This window comes from Megasphaera hutchinsoni, assembly GCF_001553405.1.
Classification (GTDB): Bacteria; Bacillota; Negativicutes; order Veillonellales; family Megasphaeraceae; genus Megasphaera; species Megasphaera hutchinsoni.
This window is the reverse complement of the sequence record NZ_KQ960943.1, coordinates 376-1686: the sequence shown is the minus strand read 5'-3', so window position 1 is coordinate 1686 and position 1311 is coordinate 376. Positions and strand designations below refer to the sequence as shown.

General features: G+C 38.7%; 1 pseudogene. It reads right to left on the bottom strand.

The annotated features are described in order from the left end of the window. Positions 1-1311 (bottom strand): annotated as a pseudogene (locus HMPREF3182_RS07665) (hypothetical protein); the annotation flags it as partial.

Sequence of the window (1311 nt, the reverse complement as noted above, 5' to 3'; positions counted from 1 at the left end):
CTACGATATTTACTTGCTTATTCAATTTAACGCCAATAGCATTGCCATCATCGCCTTTGAACTTCAAGCCATCGTTCATGGTTGCCAATTCATTCACGTGATTGCCTTCTGTAACGATAATTCGTGTCGTACCGTCTTTACCGTCTACGCCAACAGTACCATCACCGGAAGAAATAGTAACGCCATTTTTACCGTCTTTACCATTCATGCCGATAGAGCCGTTTTGACCGTTCAAAACAACAGCACTGCCATCTTTACCGTTTGTGCCGATCGTGCCGTCTTTACCGGAAATAGTAACAGTATTTGTCTTACCATCAGCACCTTTTGGTCCTTGAATACCGATTTCACCATTCTTACCGTTAATAGTAACTTTTTCGCCATCTTTACCATTGACAGTGACTTTACCGTCCTTACCTTTTTCTCCAGCTTTACCAACTGAAACGTCATCTTGTAAGGAGTAGGTAATCTTCTTACCGTTTTTACTGATTTCAAGACCGTTTCCGGCATCAAAACCGAAGGCATCTTTTTCATCTGCCCCTAAGCCTACATTAAAAGTATTATCTGCCGTCTTGTCTTTGATATATACATCAAAGCCTTTATTGGTCTTTCCTAAATTATTCGTTACATTAGTAACATTTTGGTTGGTTGTATTAATTTCATTGGTTAAATCATTTTTAACTTCATGTAATTGACTACCGTTAATGGCTTCTTTACTATCTGCTGCTACCTTTCCATTAGCTACGTTCTTTATAACGGTACCGGCATCTCCTCCTTCTAACGTAATGGAGTTTTTATTCACGGCATCGCCATTTTTATCATATTTCACAGCATAATCAGTGAATTTTTTATTCGCTGTATCTAACTCAGATTTCTTCGCTACATCTTTAATCGTAACCGTTTCGGTTTTAGCCGGATGCTTCTTATCTTGTACGGTCAATACAATTTCATTATGATCAGTAACACTATATTTCTTATCTGTTTCCGCTTCATTACCAATCAAACGATAATCGCTCATGGCATTGGCATTTGTCTGTACTTTTTCGGCTAATGCTTTCAACTGTCCCTGGCTTGCTGCTTGATCGACTTTCATCGTACTTAAATCATCAGGCAAAGTCGTATTAGTAAGTCCTGTAATTTTATTTACATTGCTAATCGTCTTCGCATTGCCGTCAATCTTCATCGCTGTATCACCGGTGCCTAATGTAATGCTGTCCAAACCTTTAAGCTCTTTCGCTAAGCGAAGTGTTAATGTCTTTTGACCATCAGCGATGACACCAATGTTATTATCTTGACTCAGTTTTTCATTGTCTG